This window comes from Pedobacter rhodius (genome assembly GCF_027213645.1).
GTDB classification, from domain to species: Bacteria; Bacteroidota; Bacteroidia; order Sphingobacteriales; family Sphingobacteriaceae; genus Pedobacter; species Pedobacter rhodius.
In genome coordinates this window covers 375,903-391,929 of sequence record NZ_JAPWGL010000004.1, presented here as the reverse complement: position 1 = coordinate 391,929, position 16,027 = coordinate 375,903, and the positions used below count along the sequence as shown (strand labels likewise).

Genomic DNA, 16,027 nt, shown 5'->3' with positions numbered 1-16,027 from the left:
TAAATGGTTAAACGTCAAATTTAATATTGTTAAATAGGCATAAAAAAAGCTGATGTTTATGAAATAATAAGTGATATAGATATAAGGAGATTCTAATATACCCACAACCATATAAACCATTAATAATTCATAAGAAATAAATAAAATCCAGCATATAAAATGAAGTACTACAGCCTTTTTCAGTAATTTATTCAATCTTAATGAATCCCTTATCATAATTGTAATTTAACCTCTCAGATGCTTCAAATTTGTAATAAAGGTGTTAACAATTGATTATAGTCTTAATTTAATAAAAAAAAATAAATCATAATGAAAACAATCAAACTTCCGCTAAAAAAATCCCAAACCATTAATCATTTTACTAATGTTAAAAACGGGAAAAATGAGACAGATACTACAAGTACGTCTATGAGTACAATTACAAGCACGCATATTTTTAATAAATAGAGGTGCAGAGCGCATCAGGCTAATCTTTTAAATATGCTCAAAAATGAATTGCAGTATATAGAAGAAATACTCTTTGCTCCGGAAACTTTCTGTACAGATGCAATATCGGAAATCGACATTGGCTGGCAATGTAAGTTAATCCGTCAGGCGTGGGAAAAAGCAATTTTTTCAGACATATCTGAGCATAGCCTGGTGCGTTATTTTCATTATCATCTTGATGGTCTTACCAAGCTTCTGGACGGTCTTTCATTATATGATTATGGCGATAATTTGAAGAACATAGAAGAAGCACTTCTGGCGCTTATCGATCGGATAAAAAGTTTTTATTCAACTTATTTCAATCCGGATGCATATGCGCCTGCTGCTTATCATCAAAGGTTAATCGGGCAATTAACTGGTAGCATAGGACTTATCAAAGAAAACTTGCAAACCGCCATGCTAAGTTCCGAATTGAAAACCTGCTTGTTCAACTGGCTATCTGAAATGACAGAAGTGGGTGATGATATTAGATATTCTTTTCGTTCACTGGGCTATCTCGAAGAACTTATACGTCAAATACCAAGCATAGATTTCTGCTCAGGTAAGGCTGAAGAAATACTGGTTGCAATTCTTTGTCGCTCAAATTTCAATTATCTTTCTTTTTTTGTTTACCGGCAGAATTACATTCGCGAAGTTTTAGTAAGTTTTACTTCGGCGCAGGAAAGACTCGATTATCTGCAAGAGCAAAGAGCCAATGTTCTGTCATGTCCCGAAGCTAAAAAATTAGGTTATGACACTTCCTGGCCTTCATTAAAAATAATGCTGGGTGAATGGTTGCAGGAAGAAATTTGCTTAACAGAACAAGCTTTGCGTAGAGAAAATGAAATCAGAGCCGAAACAAACGTACCTAAGCTGCCAATTGAAATGTCAGTTGCGCATATGGCTTGCCTTATCCGCTTACTATTTGAGGAAAGTGTGTTTGCAACCAATAACCTCAAGTTAATTTTTAAATGCTTTGCAGGTCACTATCAAACTAAAAGACAATCTGTGATTTCACCAGGTAGTCTGAGTAAAGAATTTTATAGTATTGACCAGCACACCGCCGCCCGTGTGCGGGATTTGCTGCAGAAAATGGTACAACGGATTAACCGTAACTTTTTCCCGGTATTGGTTGTAATAAATGCAATAATCCTTTCTTGTTCAGATAAGCGCTGAGCTCACCCAGCCAGTTGTAACTAAATCCTTTCTTACTGACTAATTGCTCAGGCGAAATAGAAGCAATATCTTTTAATGTCTTGAAACCCATTATTTCGCAATCATCACAAAAGCTTTTGCTAAAGCCAAGCTTACTGAAGGAGATAGACAATATTTTATCAGCATTCATTCTTTCTTAAATATCTACTAAGCATATAAAGATAATATTTTTGTTTCTAAATAGGTGTGCCTTTATAGAAGTTTCTAATTAGGAGTACCTGTAGCGCGGCATTTTAGTTTATTTTACCGTATGACAAGAGGTAAAAATGACGACAGCAATGAAAATGCCCGGCAAATTTTAAAAAAGATTGGAACGCGAATAAAATTTTTAAGAGAAGCGAAAGGTGAATATAATTATGAAAGATTCGCCTTTAAACATGACCTTAATCGCTCACAACTATGGCGGTATGAAAATGGAGAAGATATGTATGTATCATCTTTTCTGAAAGTACTTGCGGCGTTGGACATCAGCGTTACTGATTTTTTTAATGAAGGCTTTGACAAAACCGCTTAGATAAGCATTTTAGTTAACGCTTTTATGTATTGACCTAGATATTCGTTTTTTATTAAAAAATACGTTTCATAGTTATGCCATTAATTACAATCAAAAGGTTATGAATAGAATATATAATTCTGGTTATTATATTTTAATCCATTCTCCATCATCTAAAGCTAAGAGTTTCTTTTCCCCCCTTTAACTACCGTCAACATAATAACCACACACTCACAGGTTCGCCGGTAGGTTGATTGAATATTGAATTAATTGTAATACCGGTTTCCATCTTTACCAGAATAACAATACCTCTTAAATAGTCAGCAATATATGTAAGCATAAGCCTGTTTCCAGAGATTTAGTATGTTCATTTTTATTGGGCAATTGATGTTATTCTTTTGGAACGAGGCTTGATGGTTTGAATTCCATATCAATAAGGAATATGTTCAATCGTTGAAGTTGCACATGAGAAAAGAACTTCAATTTATTCTGAAATAAAATAAATTTTTTGCGAAGGCCTCTATACAGATTAAACGGAAAAACAGTAGGAATGACTTCAATTTCTACTGTTTTTCCGATTTTAGAAGCGACAACACTGCGTAATCTATTATTTACTTTTAACTACGAAAAGGTACTTGCCAGAACCAACCTGAATGGAATGCCTGCCTTGTTCTAAATTCCTGTCTGCTATATTCATGTCGATAATTTCTCCATTTTTAGTGATTTGCGAATTAGCTTTTACCGGTAAATAGATGGTTGCTTTGGCATTCGCCGGTATTACCGTATTTAATTCAAATACGCCATTAACCAGTTTCCATTCACTTTTGATTAACCCATAAGGCGATACATATTCTGCCTTGGCAGCACTCACATCACCCACTATTTCCGGGCGGATATCAATCTGACGGAAACCAACCGAATTTTCAGCAGGTCGGATTCCGGCCAGGCCACTATAAAACCATTCCATTAAATGCCCGAGCATAAAATGATTATTAGATGCATTATCTGCACCTTGCCAAGATTCGGTCAGCGCAGTAGCACCTTTAGCAAGCTGATAACCATAACCAGGAACATCTGAACGGTTGTTCATGTCATAAATTACATCCGAACGGCCTGAATCGTCTAACACACGCAGCAAATAACGGTAACCGATATCACCTGCAGTAAGTGTATTATTATGTTCTTTAAGCTCTTTTACAATATTTTGAACTACTGCAGCTTTATTTTCAGGTTCCACCAATCCCATATAAACAGAAATTGCATTTGCTGTTTGACTTCCTCTGCCATATTGTTTGGTTTTCTCATTAAAAAAGGCGTCATTATATGCTTTTTTAACTTCAATTGCCTGATTTTTATAATCATTTGCTTCCGATGGTTTTTCCAGTAAATTGGCTATTTTCTCCATCAATGTTAAGTCGTAATAATAGGTTGCTGTAGCGGTTATGCCATTCGGCGTAAGCTGAGAAGGTCCGGGCTCTTTCGGGCCGATATCATACCAGTCGCCCAGTCCATGAGAAAGGATATGCTTTTTCGCTTTTGTTTCCAGGTAAGCTACATATCGTTTCATCATAGGATAAGCTTCCGCCAGTACATCCTTGTCTCCGTACCACTCATATATGTACCAGGGCATAATAACAGAATTGCTTCCCCATTCGGGTGAATCGCGAAAAGGGCCGCCAAATCTTGCATATTCGGGCGCTGTACTGGTTACCAGTCCTTCCGGTGTTTGTGCATTCATCATATCTCTTACTACTTTTCGGCAGAGACTTGCAATGTCATAATTGTAACGGATAGATGGGCCTACCAGATGTGCCTCTTCCAGCCACCCCAGTTTTTCGCGGTGCGGGCAATCTGTAAATACACTGGAAGTATTGCTTCTGATTGCCCAGTCTATAAGCTTAAAGGTTTTATTGAACAGTTCATTTGAGCAAGAAAAATTCCCGATGGTTGCTGCCGAATTACGGGTATGTAGACCATAAATTCCGGTTACAACAGGTAAGTTATCTGGGTTAGGCTGTCCTTCAGGAACAGCTCCTTCTACCTGTACATAGCGAAAACCATAATACATAAACTGAGGTTGCCAGCTTTCTGTTCCTATACCTTTAAGTGTATATTTAAGGAAAACCGGTGTCCCAATCGGTTGGGTGGTTATCGTTCCATCACCGGCAAGCAGTTCAGCTGGTTTTAAGGTAACGGTTTCGCCTGTTTTTCCTTTTACCACAAGTTTTGGAATACCCGATGCATTTTGTCCCAAATCATAAACCCAGATACCCGGTTTCGGCTGAGATACTTTTTTTGGTGTAAAGGTATCGAAAAATTTAAGTGCTGTTGCGGTTTGAGGGGTCAATTGTTCCGGACCATCCACTACAAGTGCCGGTTTCCAGGTCTTATCATTAAAGCCCGGCATTTTCCAACCTGTTTGTTCCAGTGTTGCATTATAATCTTCACCGCCATAAATACTCGAATAGGTAACCGGGCCCGGAGCTACTTTCCAGGAGTTATCACTAATGATATTTTCGGTTGAACCATCTGTAAATTCTAAAACGGTACGCATAATCATTTTCGGGTAACCATAAGCCAAAGTAAGTTTATGGTAACGCTCGCTTGGAACATAGTAAAACCCATTTCCCAGCATTACGCCAAAAGCATTTTTACCCTGCTTCAGTTGTTTGGTAACATCAAAGGTTACGTATAAAGCATGCTTTTCAAATTCCGTCCAACCTGCATCCATAAAATGGTCGCCTACCTTTTGGCCGTTTAAACTTAAATCAAAATGCCCCAGGCCGGCAATATATACTGTAGCGCTCTTTATTGCTTTTTTAAGCACAAATTCTTTTCTTAATATCGGAAGAATATCATTCTTTACCAGATTATTATCTCCCTGTGCAGGAAGGAAGCGTTGCGCATCCGGTAAGCGTTCATAAGCAATCCAGTTTGCGCCATTCCAATTTCCAGACAGGCTCATCTGCCATTTTGATGGCACAGACCATGACGAGCTATTTTTATGGTTATCCCAAACCATTACTTTCCAATAATAAACCTTTGTGGGCTGCAATTTGGCTCCGTTGTATTTAATCTGGATAGATGCATCCGAAATCACTTTCTTGGTGTCCCAAACATTACCCAGGTTTTTACTAAGCGATAAGGGATTATCCGAAACCAAAATCCGGTAGGCTGTTTGTACTACATTTTGATTCTGCGAAGTTAATTGCCAGCTCAAACGGGGATTAAGCGTTTCGATACCCAATGGATTATCTCGGTATTCGCATTTAAGACCGGTTACTGCTACCTGTGCAAAGAGTTGGGTTAATAAACAGGTTAAAATAAAAGTTATTAAGGTTTTTTTCATCTAAATAAGGATTGTTTTTTTCTCACAAGGCAAATAATTAAGGATAATGGAAATGAATATTAACTTCATTTAAATTGATTTGTCTTCTTCTCCCTGTAGGATTGCATGTTATGGTATATTTGGTTAGGTACTCATTTTATGAGTTATCAGAGATAAACCTAGTAATTTTAAATACTAATAAATTGTAATTTTTGATTATTCAGATGTATATTTTGACTTTTAATTGCGGAAAGACAAAGCGTTATTTTTGAGCATCGTCAAAACATTTTACCAATAATAACAATCTGTTTGCTGTAGGTATAATGAAAATAGCTATCTTGATATATCCTCCATTGACCGGGTTGTTATAATGCCTAAAGGCTTTGGGAATAGTTCTTTTTCTTTTAGGCTTGGCTGCCTTAAAAGGTTGGCCTGCCGTAGAACTGCCAGGTTATAAGTCTTAAACTAGTTTAAAAAATTAATGGCCACACATTAACCCTAAGCAGAACACAAACTAAAGCTTAACTTTTCAATTCTTTTTATATATATCAAATTTAACAAATGGCACTTTACCAAAGTTTTTAACTGTTTTAACATCGGTTTTTACCTCCTCGTGTGATATGGCATGAAAATGTTCTCCACCATCTTTATATAAAAACCAGTTCTTTTCCTGAGCTGCGTATTTGAAAGTTATTATTCGGGTCCATCGCCAACCGCTGCCACCATAATGTTCTACAGAAAAATATCCATTCTTGATGGTTATCCCGGTAAATGGATCTCCCATTTGCCCGCCGCAGTCTACACAATATACAGCATTATCATTTTGGGTGGCTAACTTATAGGTTTTATCGGCCTGGCCTATCAATAGCAGCAAAGGCCGTTTTTCAGGATGACTTATTACATCTGAGGTTTTTTCTTCACCTTTTTTATATAGTACCATGATAGCATCCGGGTAAGCATCGCGATTTAAATCTCCTCTAGTGAGATCAAGCACATCATAATCTTTCGGGATAAAGTTTTTAAGGTTGGCTGGAACATCAACCGATAACTTTGGGGTTTGAGCTACACTTTGTAAACCTAAAACAGTTAGCAAAAGCGATAATAGAAGGTTTATAGGCTTCATTATAAAATAGGGTGGTTGTCATTATATAATTTATGTATAACCAAACTACTGGTGAAAAGTTTTTGTGCTCAGGTGGGAATTATGATATCGGGAACTTATACAAAAGCAATCATTTTAATACTATTGTTTTGTGGAAGAAAACATGCCGGGCATATTGTCGACCTGGATTTATATTACAGCCCGGCATTAACAAAAAGGCAGACATTTGAATATTTATTTTTCTGTTTTACTGCGTTGAATAAATGATACAAGCGGTAAAAACATTGATTAAAGATTAATATAAGAAGCAATTGTGCTACACATTCAGCGTATAGAAATTATTTACCCGTTATTTCTTAAGAATCTAAAAAATATGGTCGTCGCAGATATCATCTTGGTCAGATTCTGGCAAGCCTGCCAGAATAAGTGAAACTTCTTTCCCAATTTCCTCAATTGGCAATGGGAGAACAGAACCTTGTTGATGAAGGCCACTGGATATTATTTCAAGATCATGGCTATGCACCTTAGCAAGCGGTACTTCAATCCATACGCCGCCCTTTTCCTTAATTGCCGTAATTATACGGTCATTAAACATTATGGCAAAATAACTTTCTTCAGGTAGAATGGTATATGATTGACAAGCCTCACCCTGGCCTATTTTTACGTTAAATGGTTGCATAATGTTAACCTTAAGATATATGCACTGACAACATTATTTAATTAATAGTGTTTTGAATAATCGCACATATAGCAATTTGGATTAATTAATCTGCATGCTCTGAAATCTGTTACCATTTTGCCGGTGATAATTTCTGTTTCAAATTGCCTGTGAAAATTCCATATTCCATGCATATGGTACCCTTCAAATCTTAAATGATTACGAACGAATAAAGCTACAATGCACATAATAAAGATAATGTATGTGAAAAATTAGCCATCAATCTTGGAAAAACTTTTACAAAGTTTTTGTGTTTTACAGATAAAAAACGATATGGATAATCTTAATAAAATTTCGACAAATCCCGCAACATTTATTTTTGATGAAGAAAATGGTGAAATTACTTATGGCCACAAGGCTATAACGGACAGCGATTCCAAATTCGGGGATACCGACTTTGAAGACTAATTTATTGATTTAGGCCGACAGCTTTCAAACTTCTAAAAGGAATTTAGTTATCAGGCAATTTTACCCTTTTTCAGGGGTAAAATTGTTCCGTACTTCTTTTAATTTTAAATCTCTCCTAAAACAACATCAAATTTTTGATATTCATTTCACAATATGGCTTTCCAGGTTAACGGATCTTTAAATTAGGTCCGGAAGCGGATTTTCATAGGAAATGCTTGCCACTATTAAACTGACCGGTTAAAAGTTAAATCAAAATATAAACACAAAACTGCCTAAATCTTTTATAAAGCTGCCAAAATACGCTTAAGGGCTAAATGGACAAAACAAAGCAACAAACCATATGTTGCCTTTACAGCGCTATGAAGCTAACCAGCTAATATCGGGTGCGTGTTTATAAATATGAATACTTTTAATATTACCGATACGACTGAAATTGAGTACTATCTGAACGTTTTTCCCGAAATGATTTGTATTTCGGGCTATGATGGTTTCTTTAAAAAAATGAATGCTGCCGTCTCCAGAACGCTCGGCTACTCACCGCTCGAGCTGATGGAATACCCAATGGTTTCTTTTATTCATGATGAAGACCAATCCAGAACACTTAAGAAATTTGAGGAACTGAAAAAGGGTTTGCCGCTAACCAATTTTTCAAACAGATTTATCGCGAAGGATGGCCAGGTTATTTATCTTTCCTGGACCTCCATTGCTGTTGGTAGGGATGAGGTAATTTTTTCCATAGCAAGAGATATCACTTACCGAAAACACCTGGAAGAATACAACAGGGTGTCTTCTATCATGGAAAAAATCCATGCTGAAGAGATAGAGCGAAACCAAAAGGCTGGCTGGAAGGATGAAGTGCAGTACCGTCTCGACAGCCTTAAAGTAAATTTAAGTACAACCCTGGATGATGGTGAACCTGCTATGGCAGACAAGTTGTGGCTGAACCGTTTTGAGGCCACCGTTAAAGAGCATGCCGGAAATAAAGAGATAAAGCTCCGCTCCATTAGCAGTCATTTGGCGATGAGCGAACGCCAGCTCTTCAGGCATGTAAAACGGATATTAAACATTACACCCAATAAGCTGGTCAGGGTAATACGTCTGCAGTTGGCATGGGAAGCTATTGCCTCAGGAAAATACAATTCAATTGCGGAAATTTCAGATATAGCCGGTTATGGATCCCGGCCATATTTTAAAAAGCTATTCTTTCAGGTCTATGGAATCAGGGTTGAAGAACTTATTTAGTTTGGCAATAATAAATTAGCTGTAGATGGGAAAAAAAATACTTGTTGTTGAAGATGATAAAGACATTTTGTTCATTATTGGGATGGTACTGGCCGATGAAGGTTATGAACCTGTACTCTTTGATAGCGGGCCTGATGGTGCAGATATACGCAGGCATATGCCGGATCTTATTTTAATGGATATCAGGATTCAGGGCTATATAAAAACAGGCGCTGAAATTTGTGAGGAATTGAAATCGACCCCGGATTTTTATTCAATACCAATACTGATGGTCTCTGCTGAGGCAAATATTGAATCCCTTAGCCTAAAATGCCATGCGGATGGTTTCATCGTCAAACCGTTTGATATATTAGGATTGGTTAATAAAGTAAAAGAATTCTTAACTTAGCTTCAATCTATAATTTATGAACGAAGATCAACGAAAATCAAATTCCTGGAAAAAAATCAAACTGGGCTCAGATAAACTTAAAGTGTTTTTCGTTAACCATCTGGACAGGATCTATTCTGCCAAAAGGCATCTGGTAAACAAGCTGCCATCGCTGGTGGATGAGGTACAATTTTCTGAACTAAAAGAAGCAATTATCCAAACGGTAAACGATGTACAGAAACAGATCGCCAGAATGGAGATCATCTATGCGCTTCTTGATGCCGAGATTTCCAAAACCAGTATACGCGGCCTTTCAGGAATGATAGATGATGCCTTCGACGCAATAAATGCACAGAAAGGAGAACCTGAGCTTCAAGATCTTTCCATCATTTTTTACCTGCAGAATATAGAAAGCGTTGAGATGGCTTCATTCCAAATCCTGCAGATGGCTGCCGTTAAACTTAACAATGCGCAGATAAGTAAGCTGCTTAGCGAAAACTATAGAGAAGCAAAATCCGACAGGACTTTTCTATTACTTATTTCTTCAAAGTATATTGTCAGCTAGACGGAAATTACTGTTTTGACAATTTTTTCTGTTGTTTAGAATGACGGGCTATTGTTAATTAATGTAAAATATTCAGATAATCACCAGCTGCTTTAAAAACATTTTCCAGCCTTTGGTGTTTTTTAGTTATAATTTTTAAAACTATGGAAACCCAAGAAAATATCGTTCAGGTCTTAAATGATCTTATTGAAATTAATAATGACAGAGCCGATGGCTTTGATAGAGCTTCATCAGATCTCGAAGCTGAAAATGTAGACCTAAAAGCGATTTTTGATAAGTTCGCTTCAGATAGCAGGGAAAATGTAATTGAGCTTGCCGCACTTGTGGGCCGAAAAGGTGAGAATCCTGATACGGGCAATACCATATTCGGAACACTTCACCGGGCATGGATTGATGTAAAGGCAAGCTTTGGTGGAAACGATCGCCACAGTATCCTGGCAGAATGTGAACGTGGTGAGGATGCAATTAAAAAAGCTTACCGCGATGCGCTTCAGGAGAATGAGCTTGGTGAGCAGGTAAGAGAGGTTCTTTTAAAGCAACAGGAGGGAATTTCTACAGGGCACGATACGATTAAGGCGTTGCGTGATGCACAAAAAGCATTATAACCTGTTTGGTAATTCTATAAAAAAGAGGGCAGATTTAAGCATCATATGCTAAATCTGCCCTCTTTTTTTTATGCCCTGTTTTTTGACTGAAAATATAGATTACCTATCCTTGAACCAATTTTGTTTTATGTAGCCGGTTGACCAAAACCGGTTGACTGTGGCATTATATTTTTAATCACAGATTTTATTTTTGGCATAAGGCCGCTATCACTTCGTTTCTCTTTAAGCAATGATCTTATCAGATCCAATAACTCTTTCATTGTAAACGGTTTTTCCAGCACAGCATCACATCCATAATCTGCAACCGATAATAATATGTTTGCATATGCAGAAGTTATAATTATAGGCACATAATCGTAGCCATCCAAACCCCTGATTAATGCGCAAAGTTCTCCGCCGTTCCATTCCGGCAATATATAATCCAGTAGGATCAGATCCGGACCGAATGATTCGATCATTTTTAACGCATCCTGCGGATCGTAGCAGCCCTGGCATTCATAACCATGATAACTCAGTATATCCTGAATAGTTTCCATCAACATCAGGTCATCTTCGACGATGAATATTTTCTTTTTTTCCATCTGTGTGTTTTTTGATATTGATAACAATATTTTCTGCTTCTGGTTTGTTCTTGTTTTTAGTGCTGATGAGTTCTGCTTAGCTATTTTTTTAAAGTTTGTAAGCTTTTTTCGATACATTAGTGTAAAGACTGAATTTTTCCATTCTCCAGCTGTGCGATACGAAATATCTCCTTGGAAAGTAGTGTGATGTTTTCAGCGAGCTCCTGTAGGGTACAATTCAAAATGTCAATAGGAATCGGGAAGCCGGTAACATTTTCAATCAGTTCGAGCTCCAGCGTGCACGTATTCACGGTGTCTCTATTTCCCTTTAGCGATCTGAAAATTTCCAACGCTACATCTTTATCCGAGCCCAGGATAAACCTCCCATATGAAAGTTTACTGTTTTTTAATTTTAGGGCTATATCAATCGTAAATTCTTTTTCCATAACTCCGGTCATTAAAATTATGAGTGCCAGAATTAGATTATAAATGCGATCCTGCGCGGCATTTATAATTTGCTATTAATTTCAATTTTTCTTAAAAGTGTCTACAGGAATGGATTCAAAAATGGCACCAACTTTAATTTTGCACAATACGAATGATAACGTCTGAAATTTTTTCATTTTTTCTGAAAAAATTTCAGTTCGGTCCTGAATTTTTTTCAGCGCTATATACCTAAAAATTTTAACCAATACACATCGGCATTGCACGTGAGGTGCTCGAAATCTGATTTTTGCAAATCATACTCCTATAACATTTGCCATTAATAACAGTTCGTAAATCAGGAATTTTTAGTGGGAAAAAACCGTAGTCTGAAGCTAAGTACCGGATTTTGAAGAAAACTCTTTGGACATAAAAATCCATTTTTGCAATTTTACGTACGATTTAAAAACAGACCATTGCTTATGCTTTTAAGAAAGAAAATTCCATTTAGCTACATCTTCAAAAAAGTCAGAAAAGAACTTCTTTATGTGCTGATGATAGGGCTTGTTGTTTACTACATCACAACTGTTTTTCGTAACGTAATTCCTGAAATGCCCCTGGGGATACCTGCATTTTTAGGTACCGCAATTTCAGTTATACTCTCCTTTAAACTAAATCAGTCCTACGACCGTTGGTGGGAAGCAAGAAAAATATGGGGTAATATAGTAAACGAAAGCAGATCTTTTGTCCTCCAGCTGCAGTCTTTTGTTTCGGGTAGTAGCAGGGATGATATAAAAAAGATAGCCTTTCGCCATATCGCCTGGTGCTATAGCCTGAGCAAATCCCTGAGGGATAAAGATGGGGCACAGGGACTTGAAGAATTTCTGGATGCTGATGAGATCGTTCAGATCAGTAAGCACCGTAACCGTCACCTGGCAATACTTCAGCTAAATACCATGCATATCGCAAGATTGCGTGATGAAGACAAACTTAATATTTTTAGCCACGTCCAGATAAACAACACCCTGGTAAATTTCTCTAACGCGATGGGTATGGCCGAAAGGATCAAAACAACCGTTTTTCCGGTTACCTACCGCTATTTCCTGCACCTGAGCATCTATCTTTTTTTGATTACGCTATCTATCTCACTTAGGGATATCGAAAGTTATTTCGAAATTCCATTGCTTCTGGTTATTTCAGCTGCGTTTTTCCTGCTGGAAAAAACGGCCAGCCATATGGAAAATCCTTTCAGTAACCTGCCTACTGATACGGCAATGACCACCATCTGCACAACCATCGAAACAAATATAAAGCAGCTTCTAAATGAAGATGCAATTCCTTCAGTGGCTGAACAGGAGACCTTCTATATATTATAGCCTGAGGTGCCGGAAGCTTAAATGGCGGATCAAATTATTTAGTATGTTAAGCATGTAGCAAAACTATTTTACCGTGTTGCGAATGGTGAATGAAAACCTGCTGCCTTTAGAAATTTCAGATTCTACCGATATTTTACCACCCAGCTTTTCGATCAAAAACCGCACCGTATGAAGTCCGATTCCGGTACTGCTCTGATTGAAACAATCTGATTCGTTAATGGTAACATTTTTAGAAAAAATCTTTTCCAGGGCGTCATTTGGGATACCTATTCCATTGTCGGATACTGAAAACATGGTTTGCCCATCCCCAACCTGGCAGCTTATTTCTATCCTGCAAACATCCTTATCATTATAACGGACCGCATTGGTCAATAAATTGATGAAAATTTGTTGAAGCGCTATTTCGGAAGTCCTGAAAGCGTAGTCCTGCTGCGGAATCTGGATAAGAACGTTTTCCGGCATGCTGATCATGGATATTGTCTTGGCTAGAAAATCCTTTAAGTTTATCTGCAAATGGTTTTTGGTAAGTATTTCCGGACGAAGAGAATAGTCCAGCATATCGTTAACCAGCTGAGTAAGCTTTTTGGAAGAACTTAGGTTTGTTGATGCAAGTTTAATCCCCTTTTCATCTTCTTTATCCTGAAGGTGGCGGACAAGCATTTCGGCGCTCATGGAAATGCTGCTCAACGGGTTTTTCAGATCATGGGCAGCAGTAGTAGCGAAGCGCTGTATAAATTCATTGGTTTCTCGGAGCTGAAGGTTAGCTTCACTCAGCTTGCGCACTTTTTTTCTAAGTTCCATCTGCGCAATAACCTGTTTGGAAAGAATCTGCATCGCATCTAACTGCCGGGGCGATAACTTTCGGACTATACGGTCTATAACGCAGATAGTACCCAAGGGCATACCCTCTGTACCAATCAGAGATACTCCGGCATAAAATACAATACCGGGATCGCCCTTAACAAGGGGATTTTCCGCAAACTTACTGTCTGCGCGTGCATCGGGAATTTCCATAATCCCGGAATGTTCCACAATAGTGTGGGCACAAAAGGCATGTTCTCTGGGTGTACCATCAATATCGAGACCAATAGCACTTTTGAACCATTGGCGCCTTTCATCTAATAAAGTTATAAGTGCGATAGGTGTTCCGCAGATTTCTGACGCCAGCCTGGTGATCCCATCAAAATCTTCTTCCCGCTGGGTGTCAATAATTTGGTAAGAATCCAGGACTGACAAACGCTGGGATTCGTTTTTGGGATAGGGAATTTTCTCGTTCAAATTTGTTTATTATATATGATAAAAGTTTCCAAATTTAAGGCTGAAAAAATTTATCCGGCAAATATACCAAATTTCGTCTTGGGATGTCTTAAATCATTTCCGCTGCCGAAATTAGGATTTTTTATAAACATAATTAGAGGTATAAAGTTTTACTAAAAGGTTTTATTCTGCTATACCATTTGTTTTTGACCTGGCTACCTGTACGCAACAGGTGTACAGACACACCTGAGTCATCACTACCGAAAAACATTTTTAACAAATTTTCCTTTAGAATGCAAAAGGGAACGCTATATTTGGCCTGATTGGTCGTGGGTCAGCACCAGGCGGCCAAAATAAAGTTTCATTAGACGGTCCATGTCAAAAAAAATACTTTTCATCGAAGATGATCCCGATATTTATGAAATACTCAATATCATATTTGAGGAAGAGGGCTATGAAACCGTTGGGTTCAGAACAGCGATATCGCCAGCCGAAATCGCGCTGATACATCCCGATCTGGTACTTCTTGATGTCAGGATTTTAGGTTCAGAAAAGTCCGGTGCCGAAATTTGCTCCGCTTTAAAAACAAAAGAGGAGTGGAAGAGAATCCCAGTGATCCTGCTTTCAGCAGAACGGAATTTGGAAACTATCGGAAAACTGTCACTGGCGGATGGTATTATACAGAAACCATTCGGGCTCAGTGAACTATTGAAAGGTATTAAAGAATTCTTATAGTATGAATACAGCAAATAATGATTTTACGGGGCAAGAAGCGAACGCAACCCTGCGGGCTTTTTTTATCCAACACCTCAACAGTATATATTCTGCCAAATCCCATCTTGTGGCAAACCTGCCTTTACTGCGGGACCTTGTAGAAGATGAAAATCTGCTCATGGGTATCGGGGAAACGATTGATAACGTTGAAAAACAGATTGCCCGAATGGAAATCATTTATAGCCAACTGGATACTGCTCCGCCCGAAGAAAAGACCATCGGACTGAAAGGGCTTATTGATGAGGCATTTTTAGCCATCCAGGAGCAATCCCAAGATCCCATGCTCAGGGATATGTGTATTTTGTTCTACCTGCAGAATATTGAAAACGTGGAAGTGGCATCCTTCCAGCTGCTGCGGATGGCTGCGGTAAAGTTGAACACCGGACAGGTTGGACAGTTATTGAAAGATAACTTTGAAGAAGCCAAGAAAAACAGGACATTGCTGCTATTAATTTCAGCAAAATATATTACTTCCGCTTCAGATAGTAATTAGTCTGCAGTTTCTGAACATGCAGATTTGCCAAGACCGGGCAGCTTGCCGGATGAGGATATCAGGAACTCCTGCGCGGCAGATAATAAGCTTATTATATAGTAAAGTTCAGGATTCGGCAGTTTATTATCCAACCGGACACAAGAAAACAGAAGTTTTTTTTATTTGAACGCAATTTAAAATGAAATCGCAAACAAATCGGAGAGTAATGGGTTTATTAAAAAAGTTCAAACACTCAAAATCATGAATGATAATTCAAAAACAGTAGTTGCATTGCTTGCAGGACTTGCGGCAGGTGCTGCCCTTGGTATACTATTTGCACCGGATAAGGGTGGTGAAACAGTTGACAAGCTCTCACGGTCACTATCTGATCTTAAAGACCGGATTTTAGATCGGGCAAAAGATGAGTTGGAACGCCTGGTTGAGACCAGCAAGGAATATGGTAACAGCACGGCAGATGCTTATGAATCAGCTAAAGAAGGGCTGAAAGAAAAAGCTGTTTCGATTAAAGAAGAGGTAAAAGATTCGGCAATAAATACTATTGAGCAAGCTTAGATAATATGCGCCACAATTAGTATATCACGGTAAAAAACAAAAAGCGGCCCAGGCCGCTTTTTTTATTATAATATCTATTCTTTG

Annotated in this window: 17 protein-coding genes; 11 read left to right on the top strand and 6 right to left on the bottom strand. The window is 38.0% G+C overall.

The features are described 5' to 3' along the window. The first annotated feature begins 480 nt into the window (after positions 1 to 480). Positions 481 to 1,641, top strand: a complete 1,161-nt coding sequence (locus O0931_RS16045; RefSeq protein WP_269416490.1) for a hypothetical protein — start codon at positions 481 to 483, stop codon at positions 1,639 to 1,641. Between the two features lie 289 nt (positions 1,642 to 1,930). Then, positions 1,931 to 2,194 (top strand): helix-turn-helix domain-containing protein, encoded by a 264-nt coding sequence (locus O0931_RS16040; RefSeq protein WP_269416489.1) that lies wholly within the window; start codon positions 1,931 to 1,933, stop codon positions 2,192 to 2,194. Between the two features lie 586 nt (positions 2,195 to 2,780). Here the strand turns inward: O0931_RS16040 and O0931_RS16035 are convergent. The 3 genes from O0931_RS16035 to O0931_RS16025 form a co-directional block, all read right to left on the bottom strand. After that, positions 2,781 to 5,522, bottom strand: coding sequence for a family 78 glycoside hydrolase catalytic domain (locus tag O0931_RS16035; RefSeq protein ID WP_269416488.1), 2,742 nt, complete (start codon positions 5,520 to 5,522; stop codon positions 2,781 to 2,783). A 508-nt stretch (positions 5,523 to 6,030) separates the two neighbouring features. Then, positions 6,031 to 6,624, bottom strand: coding sequence for a hypothetical protein (locus O0931_RS16030; protein WP_269416487.1), 594 nt, complete (start codon positions 6,622 to 6,624; stop codon positions 6,031 to 6,033). Between the two features lie 343 nt (positions 6,625 to 6,967). Further along, complete coding sequence (locus O0931_RS16025) at positions 6,968 to 7,282, bottom strand: hypothetical protein (protein ID WP_269416486.1); 315 nt, start codon at positions 7,280 to 7,282, stop codon at positions 6,968 to 6,970. A 264-nt stretch (positions 7,283 to 7,546) separates the two neighbouring features. Here O0931_RS16025 and O0931_RS16020 point away from each other — a divergent pair, with 264 nt between their 5' ends. The 5 genes from O0931_RS16020 to O0931_RS16000 all read left to right on the top strand — a co-directional run bounded on the left by O0931_RS16020 (position 7,547) and on the right by O0931_RS16000 (position 10,508). Further along, the gene (locus O0931_RS16020; RefSeq protein WP_269416485.1) at positions 7,547 to 7,729 is read left to right on the top strand and encodes a hypothetical protein; all 183 of its coding nucleotides are present in this window, start codon (positions 7,547 to 7,549) and stop codon (positions 7,727 to 7,729) included. 399 nt (positions 7,730 to 8,128) lie between these two features. Next, on the top strand, positions 8,129 to 8,971 hold the full coding sequence (locus tag O0931_RS16015) for a helix-turn-helix domain-containing protein (protein ID WP_269416484.1): 843 nt from the start codon (positions 8,129 to 8,131) through the stop codon (positions 8,969 to 8,971). A 25-nt stretch (positions 8,972 to 8,996) separates the two neighbouring features. Continuing rightward, entirely contained in the window at positions 8,997 to 9,359 is a 363-nt protein-coding gene (locus tag O0931_RS16010) for a response regulator (protein WP_269416483.1), read from the top strand. A 16-nt stretch (positions 9,360 to 9,375) separates the two neighbouring features. Beyond that, positions 9,376 to 9,903, top strand: a complete 528-nt coding sequence (locus O0931_RS16005) for a DUF892 family protein (RefSeq protein ID WP_269416482.1) — start codon at positions 9,376 to 9,378, stop codon at positions 9,901 to 9,903. 143 nt (positions 9,904 to 10,046) lie between these two features. Continuing rightward, positions 10,047 to 10,508: a PA2169 family four-helix-bundle protein gene (locus O0931_RS16000; RefSeq protein ID WP_269416481.1), complete on the top strand. Its 462-nt coding sequence runs from the start codon at positions 10,047 to 10,049 to the stop codon at positions 10,506 to 10,508. Between the two features lie 125 nt (positions 10,509 to 10,633). On the opposite strand, the gene O0931_RS15995 is transcribed toward O0931_RS16000, so the two are convergent. Both O0931_RS15995 and O0931_RS15990 read right to left on the bottom strand, forming a co-directional pair. Beyond that, positions 10,634 to 11,089, bottom strand: coding sequence for a response regulator (locus O0931_RS15995; protein ID WP_269416480.1), 456 nt, complete (start codon positions 11,087 to 11,089; stop codon positions 10,634 to 10,636). 116 nt (positions 11,090 to 11,205) lie between these two features. Further along, positions 11,206 to 11,526, bottom strand: coding sequence for a hypothetical protein (locus tag O0931_RS15990; protein WP_269416479.1), 321 nt, complete (start codon positions 11,524 to 11,526; stop codon positions 11,206 to 11,208). Positions 11,527 to 11,973: 447 nt separating this feature from the next. Here O0931_RS15990 and O0931_RS15985 point away from each other — a divergent pair, with 447 nt between their 5' ends. Beyond that, positions 11,974 to 12,867 (top strand): bestrophin family protein, encoded by an 894-nt coding sequence (locus tag O0931_RS15985; protein ID WP_269416478.1) that lies wholly within the window; start codon positions 11,974 to 11,976, stop codon positions 12,865 to 12,867. Positions 12,868 to 12,930: 63 nt separating this feature from the next. Here O0931_RS15985 and O0931_RS15980 read toward each other — a convergent pair whose 3' ends face one another. Next, the gene (locus tag O0931_RS15980; RefSeq protein WP_269416477.1) at positions 12,931 to 14,145 is read right to left on the bottom strand and encodes a sensor histidine kinase; all 1,215 of its coding nucleotides are present in this window, start codon (positions 14,143 to 14,145) and stop codon (positions 12,931 to 12,933) included. 354 nt (positions 14,146 to 14,499) lie between these two features. On the opposite strand from O0931_RS15980, the gene O0931_RS15975 reads away from it, so the two are divergent. The 3 genes from O0931_RS15975 (at position 14,500) to O0931_RS15965 (ending at position 15,943) form a co-directional block, all read left to right on the top strand. Continuing rightward, positions 14,500 to 14,859: a response regulator gene (locus O0931_RS15975; RefSeq protein ID WP_269416476.1), complete on the top strand. Its 360-nt coding sequence runs from the start codon at positions 14,500 to 14,502 to the stop codon at positions 14,857 to 14,859. A gap of 1 nt (position 14,860) precedes the next feature. Beyond that, complete coding sequence (locus O0931_RS15970; protein WP_269416475.1) at positions 14,861 to 15,391, top strand: DUF892 family protein; 531 nt, start codon at positions 14,861 to 14,863, stop codon at positions 15,389 to 15,391. A 240-nt stretch (positions 15,392 to 15,631) separates the two neighbouring features. Continuing rightward, complete coding sequence (locus O0931_RS15965; RefSeq protein ID WP_269416474.1) at positions 15,632 to 15,943, top strand: YtxH domain-containing protein; 312 nt, start codon at positions 15,632 to 15,634, stop codon at positions 15,941 to 15,943. The last annotated feature ends 84 nt before the right edge of the window (positions 15,944 to 16,027 follow it).

Excerpts from the sequence above, each read along its gene's own strand:
- O0931_RS16045 (WP_269416490.1), top strand. The coding sequence starts at position 481 with ATGCTCAAAAATGAATTGCAGTATATAGAAGAAATACTCTTTGCTCCG.
- O0931_RS16040 (WP_269416489.1), top strand. The coding sequence starts at position 1,931 with ATGACAAGAGGTAAAAATGACGACAGCAATGAAAATGCCCGGCAAATT.
- O0931_RS16035 (WP_269416488.1), bottom strand. The coding sequence starts at position 5,522 with ATGAAAAAAACCTTAATAACTTTTATTTTAACCTGTTTATTAACCCAA.
- O0931_RS16030 (WP_269416487.1), bottom strand. The coding sequence starts at position 6,624 with ATGAAGCCTATAAACCTTCTATTATCGCTTTTGCTAACTGTTTTAGGT.
- O0931_RS16025 (WP_269416486.1), bottom strand. The coding sequence starts at position 7,282 with ATGCAACCATTTAACGTAAAAATAGGCCAGGGTGAGGCTTGTCAATCA.
- O0931_RS16015 (WP_269416484.1), top strand. The coding sequence starts at position 8,129 with ATGAATACTTTTAATATTACCGATACGACTGAAATTGAGTACTATCTG.
- O0931_RS16010 (WP_269416483.1), top strand. The coding sequence starts at position 8,997 with ATGGGAAAAAAAATACTTGTTGTTGAAGATGATAAAGACATTTTGTTC.
- O0931_RS16005 (WP_269416482.1), top strand. The coding sequence starts at position 9,376 with ATGAACGAAGATCAACGAAAATCAAATTCCTGGAAAAAAATCAAACTG.
- O0931_RS16000 (WP_269416481.1), top strand. The coding sequence starts at position 10,047 with ATGGAAACCCAAGAAAATATCGTTCAGGTCTTAAATGATCTTATTGAA.
- O0931_RS15995 (WP_269416480.1), bottom strand. The coding sequence starts at position 11,089 with ATGGAAAAAAAGAAAATATTCATCGTCGAAGATGACCTGATGTTGATG.
- O0931_RS15990 (WP_269416479.1), bottom strand. The coding sequence starts at position 11,526 with ATGACCGGAGTTATGGAAAAAGAATTTACGATTGATATAGCCCTAAAA.
- O0931_RS15985 (WP_269416478.1), top strand. The coding sequence starts at position 11,974 with ATGCTTTTAAGAAAGAAAATTCCATTTAGCTACATCTTCAAAAAAGTC.
- O0931_RS15975 (WP_269416476.1), top strand. The coding sequence starts at position 14,500 with ATGTCAAAAAAAATACTTTTCATCGAAGATGATCCCGATATTTATGAA.
- O0931_RS15970 (WP_269416475.1), top strand. The coding sequence starts at position 14,861 with ATGAATACAGCAAATAATGATTTTACGGGGCAAGAAGCGAACGCAACC.
- O0931_RS15965 (WP_269416474.1), top strand. The coding sequence starts at position 15,632 with ATGAATGATAATTCAAAAACAGTAGTTGCATTGCTTGCAGGACTTGCG.